Source organism: Micromonospora sp. LOL_015, assembly GCF_048060275.1.
In the GTDB taxonomy this organism is placed as follows: Bacteria; Actinomycetota; Actinomycetes; order Mycobacteriales; family Micromonosporaceae; genus Micromonospora_E.
Genome location: NZ_JBHMIO010000083.1, coordinates 1 through 9970, shown reverse-complemented (window position 1 = coordinate 9970; position 9970 = coordinate 1). Strand labels below are relative to the sequence as shown.

Sequence of the window (9970 nt, the reverse complement as noted above, 5' to 3'; positions counted from 1 at the left end):
CGTACCGGCATCCCCGACAGGGTCGAACCGACCTCCGCGTACGGGCTGCCCTGATGATCGGCCGCGACCGCCGCCAACTGGACCGACGCCGACCCGTAGGCGTACCGCAGCACGCCGCCACCCGGCACCGCGTAGCTGCGCTGACTGTTGACGTTCACCCCACCAGCGGCCACCGTGACCACCGCGTCGGCCAGGTGCAGCGTCGCCCGCCGGTCCTGCACGGTCAGCAACCGCGCCCCGTCCGGACCGTAGACGTGCCGGGTCTCGTCCTGCGCCGACCACACCTGACCGGTCGCGGCAGCATCACACACGGCCAACACGACCGGCGTCGAGTTCACGGTCGCACCACCATCGACCGCCAGACACAGACCGGACCCGGTGTGCCGCAACTGCCCGACCGCCGTACGGGTCAACCGCTGCGCCGCGGTGCCGTCACACGCACGCAGCTGGACCGCCGACCCGGTCGTGTCCCCGTCCGGCTGGACACACCAGTCGTCGTACACCCGCAACGTGCCCAGATCGGAATCCGGCTGCCCGTCCACCACCGTGAACGACCACCGCTGCGCGGTCGTGCCGTTGCACTCGTACAACTGCACCTGCTGACCGGAGACCGCGAACCCCGCCTGCAGGTCCAGGCACTTGCCCACCACACCCACATAGGCGGTCTCGCCGCCACCGCCCTGACCGGCGATCCGCTCCACCTGACCGTCGTAGGTCCAGGTCAGCTCCTGCACGTCACCGGAAGACACCGACCGCACCGACCGCGTCTCACCGGTCGCCTCGTACAACCGCTCGGCCTCGGCCGTCACCTGCGCACCCGCCGGCGTCACATAATCCTTACGGACCGACGTCAACGTCCGCGGCTGCGCCCCGTCCGCGCCGCCGTAGCCGTACGTCGTCGTCGCGTCCTTCCCGGTGTCACCACCGAGGTCCTTCTCCACCAGCTCCGACCGGTTACCGAGCAGGTCATAGGAGTACTCCTGCCAGTAGCCGGCCCCGTCCGCACCGGACGCCACCGACGCGGCAGCCGGCGCCACCGCGCACGAGGTCTGGTCGGCCGCCGTCCACGCCTCGGTCAGCTGGCCCAGCGGGTCGTAGCCGAAACACTGCCGCTCCTGAATACCGGCGGCGTGCTCCCGGATCGCGGTGACGTTACCGGCCGCGTCGTAGCCGTACGACCGGTGCGACACCAGGTTCCCGCCGACGACCGCCTGATCACCGGTCTGCTCCCGGAACACCCGCTGATCGGTCAACGCGCCACTGGCGTCGTCGTACGACGTCGTCGTCCACACCCGGTGCGGCTGAGTGCCCAACGTCGACCGGAGCACCTGCCCGTACGGCGAGTAGACCGTCTCCGCGCCGTACCAGTCCTGCCCGGACACCGACAGCGGCAACCCGTCGGCCGTGTACCGGACCAGCACCTGCTCGGCCGGCATCCGACCGACCGCCGGCAGGTCGACCGACGCCGGCAGCCCGGTGTCGGTGTACGCGTAGCCGTACGTGTAGGACTCCGCCAGACCCCACATGTCGGCGACCGACTGCGGCAACGTCAACGTCGTCGACGTCGGCTGGTAGTCGTCGGTGTAACCACCGACCTGCTGCGTGTACGCCAACCCGTCGGTGTAGCGGGTCGCGGCCGCCGGCAGCCCGATGCCACCCGGCGCGGTGTCGTAGCCGTACTCGGCCAGCAACGTCCCGCTCGGCCCGTCGAGCCGCTGCTGCGTCGGCCGGGACAGTTCGTCGTAACCGTTCCACACCGTCACGCCACGCGCGTTAGTCGAGGTCAGCGGCCGGTCCCGGTGGTCGTACGTCAGCGTCGTGCTGCCGGAGTCCGGGTCGTTGGCGGTGACGAGCCGGCCACGCTGGTCGTAGCTCCAGGTCCACGGGCGGTCCGGGTCGGCGGAGTGGGTGGCCGACGCCAGCTGGCCGCGCGGGTGGTAGCCGTACCGCATGGTGGTGAACTCGGTGCGCGCGGCGTCGGTGAACGTGTCGACCCGGACGGTGCGGCCGATGGCGTCCGAGTAGGTCCGGTACGACGGCGAGCCAGCCGGGTTGATCACGGTGGAGTGGTCGGTGCCGTACTCGTAGCGGGTTGCCCGCTCCGGTGCTTCCGTGCCGCGCAGCACCGGCATCTCGGTGACGACCCGGCCGAGACCGTCGTAGGTGTAGCGGGTGGCGTTCGGCACGGCGGTGTCGGCGAGCGGGGTGAACAGCCCGCCGCTCGGTACGCCCTCGACGTAGTAGGCGTTGTTGGTCTGCCACACCTCACCGGAGGTGTTGTAGAGCGTGTCGCTGATCAGCCGGCCGCCGCCGACGGCATCCTGCTGGCTCTGCCGTTCCCGGCCGAGCCCGTCGTAGAGGGTGACGGCGGTTTCGACCCGGTTCTCGTGGCCGCGGCTGCGAGTGACCACGTACGGCGGTTTGCCGGCCGGCAGGTGGTATTCGGCGCTGAAGTCCGGGACCGCGCCGGCGGTCGGGGTACGTCCGGGCGCCCAGACTTCGACGAGCCGGCCGAGCGGGTCGTAGGTCGACTGGCTGACGTGCCCGTTCGGGTCGGTGCTGCGTACGGCGACACCGCGACCCGGGTCGACCTCGACGGTCTGTTCGTGGCCGAGCGAGTTGCGTTCGACGACCTCGTAGGCCTGCCCGGTGGCCGGTTCGAAGGTGGTCGTCGAGGTCTTACCGTCCGGATCGGTGCGGGACACCACCCGACCGATCGCGTCGAAGGCGACGGTGCCGTCGCTCTGGAAACCGGACCCGTCGGCCTTCAACGACCAGGAGCCGGTGACCAGGGCCCGGGTCGACGCCGCGAGGGCGGTGCCGTACGGCTGGCCGTCGTAGCCGACCCGGCTGGCCGAGCTGAGTGTGGTCAGGTCGTCGAAGTCGGCGTCCGCGCACAGCGTCGGGCTGGTCCGCAGCTGGCGGGTCATCCCGATGACGTGCTGGTCGGCTCGGTGCAGGTAGTCGACGTACGTGCAGGACCCGTCGCCGGGGCGGCCGGTGTCGCCTCGGGACTCGACGTGCGTGGGCAGCCCGTACGTCGCCTCGTAGGTGGTGCGGGCTTCGACGACCCGTTGGGTGCGGGTGTCGTCGCCGGTCCCGGAGGATCGGGTGTACGTGATCTGCCGGGGTTCGGTGACCCGCCAGGCGCGTAGCGGGCTGAGTCCGTCGTCGCGGTTCCGCCGGGCGAGTTCGGTGGCGGCCGGCACGGTGACGCTGCGGGTCAGCCACGCCGTGTCGGCGTCGTCGGCGCTGGTGTAGGTGAGTTCCTCGGCGATCCGGCCGGCGAACGGCTCGGCGTCGGAGGCGATCAACACGCCGTCGATGTCGTGGACGTCGACGGTGTCGCCCAGGCCGCGGAAGTACCGGGTGACGGACTTGCTCCGGCGGCTGCCGATGGCCGGGTCGTCGTCGCCGGTGATGACGGTGACCTGGCCGAAGCCGGCGAACCGCGAGTAGGTGCGGGTGGACTTCTTGGTGAACTCCTGCTCGGCGAGTTTCCAGCCGGCGTCGGCGTAGGAGTACCGGGTGACGGTGGGGTAGGCGCCGTCGACGGCGGGCAGTTCCTCGACGGTGTCGACGACGTACTTGTGGAACCAGTCGATGTCCTCGACTGCCGGGTCGGGGTGCCAGTAGGACGGGTAGCAGAGCCGGGTGTTGGCCTTCAGCGCGGCGGTGTCGTTCTTGCCGGGCAGGCCGGTGCCGGTGGCGCAGGCCCCGGTCGGCTGCTTGTACGTGACGATCGTTTCGCCGCCGTACTCGTTGATGACCCGGCCGATGCGCAGCCGGGAGAAGTTGGGCCGGTCGTCGCGGCGTACCCGGTTGGGCATGTCGTCGGGGTTGGCTTCGAACCGCACCGCGTTGAGGGCGATCTTGTCGTCGGGGTTCCCGCTGCGGCCGTAGCCGGTACGGGTGACCGACTCCAGCCACAGTGCCGTGTTGAGCCCGGTCCGCAGGATCGGGAAGGACTGCTTGAGCCGGTATTCGTCGACGGTCTGCAGCGCGGTGCTGCCGGGCTGCCGCTGCGCCGAGGTGGTGATCCGGTCCAGTCGTTTGCGGGTGAAGAACGCCGGGGAGGCGTTCCAGCACTTCTGCCCAGCGGTGCAGTGCAGGTCGGCCGGGGTGTCGTACCAGATCCGGTAGTTGCTCGGGTCGGTGCTGGTGAAGTTGGCTTCGGTGCAGGTCAGCGAGCCTTCAGCGAAGCAGCGTTCGGCGACGGTGAAGGAGACCCGGGCCAGCGGCGCGGCCGAGTAGACGCTGTCGGCGCGCTGGCCGTAGTCGATCCGGGTCAGGTAGCCGCCCCGGTCGTAGCGGACCGGGTCCTTGAAGTTGAAGTTGCGGGCGTAGTAGTTGGTCTCCTTGGCCCACCACAGGCTCATCGCGTTGCCGTGGACGTCCTCGACGTAGTCGAGGGACCAGCGCCACGCCTGGGTGCAGGCCGACCCGGCCCAGTTGCCGGCCTGGTAGCAGGGTTCACCCGGGTGGTTGCCGTAGACCGGGGCGGTGAGCACCGAGTTGGTCACCGGGTCGCCGGACGACCAGCCGGGCAGCCGGTGCCGACCGAAGTGGTGCCGGGTGCCGTCGCGGGTGGTGACCACCCAGTACTCGCCGTCGGCGTCGCCGTTGGCCAGCCCGGAGTCCTTGAGTAGCTGCACCTTGGAGCCGTCGCCGTTGGCGGTGATCCAGGTCTGCTCGTCGTCGTCGAAGACAAGTTCGGTGGTCGTTCCGCCCAGCGACAGGGTGGCGTTGTTCGACCCCCAGCACAGGTCACCGGTGCGGTGGCTGGCGTTGTTGGAGCCGGCCTTCTTCGAGTCCTGCCGACAGTTGGCGTAGCTGCGGGTGATTGACCCGGCGGCGTAGTCCCAGCCGTCGCCGATCCAGGAGGCCTGGTTGTTGGTGGCCGAGGTCCGCCCGTCCACCGACTGCGACGAGTACGACAGGTTGACCTGCGGCATCAGCCCGCCGGAGGTCTCCGGTACCTGCACCTGGTAGCCGTAGGTGAACGCACCGGAGGAGGAACCGGCCGCCCAGGATCCGGAGGAGAGCAGCGGGGTGGCGGTGTAGTCGCCGGCCGCCGACGCGCCGGTGTCCAGGACGCCGACCACACTCGACGACGTAGCGGACGTGGTGGCCCGGCCCGCTGCGGGTTCGCCCGCCAGCAGCGCGCTGACCGGGACGGTGCCGCTGACCACGCGCCGTGTCGACGCCACCGAGACCTGGCTCGGTGCCGGGGTGAACTCGCCGGTCCCGGTGATGCCGGCACCGCCGGCCTGCGGTCCGGCGCTGCGGCCGGTGCTGCCGTCGGCGGTGGCGCAGTCGCCGCTGTCCGGGGCGTCGTAGACGCATTCGGGCAGCAGCAGGAAGCCGAACCGGTCGGCGGCCTGGGGCCCGTACAGGTCGGCGAAGGTGGTGTAGTCGACGGTCAGCGCGACCTCGGCGGCCGGGTCGGCGGTGGCCGGCGGGGTGATCTTCATGATCAGGCCGGCGACACCGGCGGCCTGGGACGCCTCGGGGGCGGCGAGGCCGACAGCCCAGCTGCCGGCGAGATCGGCCGGGTCGCCATCGGACGGTACGCCGAGCGCGACCGGCAGGTCGTCGACGGGCAGCGTCTCACCCGCGGCCAGACCGGTGAGGTCCACGGTGCCGTCGCCGGACTCCCACGGGGTCACGGCCTGCGGTTCGTACGGCACCACCGGCACCTCGTCGGCGGTGGTCAGGTCGGATTCCGCAGATTCGTCCTGGCCGACCAGTTCGGCGTCCGGGATGTCCGGCAGGTCGACCTCGATCGCTTCGCGGCTCATTCCCGGGCCGGGTATCGCCCACGCCTGCGCGGGCAGGACCGTCACCACCATGACCGCCGTCAGCAGGAGCGTGCCGCCCCGGCTGGCAAGCCGTCGGCCGAGCCGGCGTGCTCTGGTACGGGCGGTTCGGTCACCGGCGGCTCGGCGGTCCAGCTGCCAGGACTGTGGACCGGTTCCACGCATGCGCGTTGACTCCCAGGCGCGAAGAGAAGGTGCGGACGGACCGCGAGAGCACACGCCGGGTGTGGGGCACGGTCGTGAGCACTCTGCGTCAAGTTGATCTGACACTCAAGTGAGCGGCAGGCCGACAGCAGGGATCTGAGTGAACTGCGTCACTGGTCAATCTCCACCTGTGGTGGCAATCTGCACACAAGGCATAGAGATTTTGAAATCGCAATACATGGATGAGTTGCCACTAGCAAAAGCCGACAAAGGCTCGCATTCCGCCGCGGGTGGCGATGCGCACCAGTGGGATATAACAGGTTAATAACGTTAAAGAGGGGCGCGTCGATGGTGGTGTCCGTGCGATCGTGTGCGGACTTCTGCCCCGTGTCCGCCGAGCGGGCGCAGTGGTGTCCACATCGTTCCTGCCCACCGGGTCCCACGGGAGTAGACCGCAGTGACCGCGCCTCGCCTGCTCAGCCCATTCACGCGTACGCGCACCAGACTCACCCTGACCATCGGTCTGCTGGTGGTCGCGCTCGTCGCCGCGACGCTGCCCTGGCTGCGGTCCACCATCGACCGACTCGTCGCCCCGGACCCGGCACCGTCGGCCGGCCCGCTCGACGACTCAGCGGCCCTGGCCCAGGCCCGCCGCACCGGCAAGGAGGTGCTGATCGACACCGCGACGACCGCCACCTCACTCACCTGGGCCAGACCGGACGGGCAACTGCGTACCACCAGCCACGCCATCGCACAGCGGGCCCGCGACGCCACCGGGCAGTGGGCGGAACTCGACACCACCCTGACCCGCACCGGCGCGGCCGAGCAGGGCCGGGCCGACGGAGCCGGCCGAAGCCGGGTCGCCGACGACGCCGACGGTCTCGGCGTACGGCCGGTCAACGCTCCGGCACCGGTCCGCTTCTCCAGCGGCGGAGCGGCCGCCGACCGGTACGCGGCGGCGGACGACCAACCTGCCGACACCACCGACACCACTGACCGGGTGCTGGCCGAGCTGGACCTCGACGGTCACACCATCACGTACACCTGGCCCGGTCCGCTACCCGAGCCGGTGCTCGACGGCCCCCGGGCGCTCTACCCTGACGTGCTGCCCGGCGTCGACCTGCTGATGGTGGTACGCGACGACGGCGGCGTCGGCCAACTGCTGATCGTCAAGACGCCCGACGCGGCCACGGTGGACTCGGTCCGCCAGATCAACTACGGCCTGCGGTCGGCGACCGCTGTCTTCCAGCACGATCCGGTCACCGGCGGGGTCCGGATCCTCGATCCGGCCGACGACGAGGAGATCAGCTCCATTCCCACCCCGTTCGGCTGGGACTCCTCCGGACGCAACACGGACGACCCCGACGCGCCCCCGCGTACCTCGGTGGCCACCACGACCGACGTGCTGCGCCTGTCCGGCCTCAGCGGTGCCGAGCCGGGCTCCAAGATCGGCCAGCTGCCCAGCACACTCGACGGCGACGGCACCGGTGAAGCGCGACTGCGGCTGGACGCGGCGGCCAGCGGACTGCTGGACGACGCCGAGGTCCGGTTCCCGGTCTTCCTCGACCCGACGATGCGCAGCACCACCCAGGCGTGGGCAACCATCTACAGCCAGCACCCGAACACCAACACCTGGAACGGCACCAACTTCAACAACGGCACCACCGTCGCTCGGGTCGGCTACGAGGAGGAGACGCCGCTGCGCGCCCGCACCTTCTGGCGGATGGGCTTCAACAGCAACATCGAGGGCGCGACGGTCAGTTCAGCCAGCCTGCGGCTGCTGAACAACCATTCGTGGAGCTGCCAGGCCCGGGAGATGCGGCTGTGGCTCACCGGTGCGATCTCCTCCGGCACCACCTGGAAGAAGCAGCCAGACTGGATCTCCGAGCAGCAGCGTCGGTCGTTCGCGCACGGCTACAGCAACCAGTGCGCCGACGCCTACGTCAGCTTCGACGTGCAGCAGGGTGCCCAGGCCGGCGCGACCAACGGCTGGTCCCAGATCACCTTCGTCATGCGGGCCACCGACGAGGACGACACCCACACCTGGCGCAAGTTCCAGGTCAGCGCGACCGAGCTGACCGTGGTCTACAACCGCAGCCCCAACGAGCCGACCGCCGGCACCGTCACACCCGGCGGAAACTGTGCCCCCGGGCCCGGCGGCGGCACCCTCGTCGCCCGGACCAACCTGGTGCTGGCCGCCACCGGCTCGGACCCGGACGGCAACCTGCGCGGGCTGCGCTTCCGCTTCTGGCCCACCGGCGGTACGGTGCCCGCCGGCACCCTCGTCACCAGTCTGAGCAGCGGCCGGGGCAGCGTGACGATCCCCGCCACCAGCCTGGTGGACGGCGTCACCTACTCCTGGGACGTCCGGTCCGAGGACACCGACGGCGCGACATCGTGGTACTTCCCGCCAGGTGATCAACCCTGTCGGATCACGATCGACGCCAGCGCGCCACCGGCTCCGGCCGTCACCAGCGACGTGTTCCTGGCCGCCACCCCGGACGGAGCGACCTGGGCAACGGTGAAGTTCGGCCAGACCGGTCCGGTCACCTTCACCGCCGCCGACGCCGCCCAGTTCAGCTACGCGCTCGGCGGGCGTGAGCTGACGTACGTGACCGCCAACTCCGGCACGGCGACCGTGCCCGATCTGCGACCCCGACATTCCGGCCCGACCACCCTGCAGGTGTACGCGTACGACGCGGCCGGCAACCGGAGCGCCCGCACCGACCACACCTTCTACGTACCGCCTCGCGACACCGCCGACGGGCCGGGCGACACCGGCGGCGACGGACGACCCGATCTGACGATCATCGACGCCGACGGCAATCTGCGGACCTATCCCAGCGACACCGACGGAGCCCTGTACGGATCCCTGGCTGCGTCGTACAGCGCCGATGGCCAGCTCGACCCGGCCGGGCACTGGTACGACCCGGCGACCTCCCAGGTCGCGCTGCTCACCAAGTACGGCGACGCCTTCCCCGGCGACGGCATCACCGACCTGTTCGTCCGCACCCCCGACGGCGGCTTCTGGATCTACCCCGGCGACGGGTACGGCAGCTTCGACGTCGACGACCGGATCCGGGTGCGGTTGCCGGCTGGCGCGCCGGACCCGGCCACCTGGACCCAGCTCAAGGCCGTCGGAGACATCACCGGAGACGGGCACCCCGACCTGGCGCTGCGGGCCGGCACCGCATTCTGGACGTTGAGCGGCTACACCGGAGCAAGCTTCCAGCAGGCGACCCTGATGGAGGGCACCGCCTGGGCCCGCAGGGAGATCGTCAACGTGGCCGACATCGACCAGGACGGAACCCCGGACCTACTGTGGCGCGACTTGGACAACGGCAGAATGTCTGTGCGGCACGGCCTACCCGGCACCGTCGCTGGTAGCGTCGATCTGCACTCGTTGAAGTTGGCAGTAAACTCCCGCGACGGTGACGTCTCCTTCGGCACCGGCTGGTCGGCCGCGAGCGTCGATCTGGTGATCGGCGTCCCCGACGTCAACGGCGACGGCATACCCGACATGTGGGCCCGGTGGACGTCGGACGGACAACTACGGATCTACCATCCCTCCACCTCCGCCACAGGCACCGCCGTACAGGTTCTTTCGGATGTGGCCTATCCGGGCGCCAAGGGCCTCGGCTGACCGCAGCCGCATCATCGACGTCCGCTGCCGACCTAAGGGTCGAGCCGTTGCTAGAGATCCCGGCGTAGCAGTAGCCGCCGCTGTTCGAGCACTGCACCTGGCGTAGCCGGTGGCGCGGTCCGGACGGGGCGCGGTTGCTGACCGTGCAGGACCGGCGGGCGACGCTGCACCTGGCTGACGCGGTGGTCACGGTGGCCGCTGGTGGGGTGAACGTCAACAGTCAGCGCAGCTACCCGGTGCCGGGTGGCGGCATGCTGCGGTACGCCTACGGGTCGGCGTCGGTCCAGTTGGCGGCGGTCGCAACCGATCATCAGGGCAGCCCGTACGCGGAGGTCGGTTCGACCCTGTCGGGGATGCCGGTACG

General features: G+C 70.3%; 2 protein-coding genes and 1 pseudogene. 2 read left to right on the top strand and 1 reads right to left on the bottom strand.

Annotated elements, in window-relative coordinates; all coding sequences use genetic code 11:
• The coding region (locus ACFHWU_RS28060; RefSeq protein ID WP_416592157.1) for a ricin-type beta-trefoil lectin domain protein at positions 1-5984 on the bottom strand (5984 nt) is incomplete at its 3' end.
• A gap of 436 nt (positions 5985-6420) precedes the next feature.
• Here ACFHWU_RS28060 and ACFHWU_RS28055 point away from each other — a divergent pair.
• Both ACFHWU_RS28055 and ACFHWU_RS28050 read left to right on the top strand, forming a co-directional pair.
• The gene (locus ACFHWU_RS28055) at positions 6421-9606 is read left to right on the top strand and encodes a DNRLRE domain-containing protein (RefSeq protein WP_416592156.1); all 3186 of its coding nucleotides are present in this window, start codon (positions 6421-6423) and stop codon (positions 9604-9606) included.
• 116 nt (positions 9607-9722) lie between these two features.
• Positions 9723-9970, top strand: a pseudogene (locus ACFHWU_RS28050) (hypothetical protein); the annotation flags it as partial.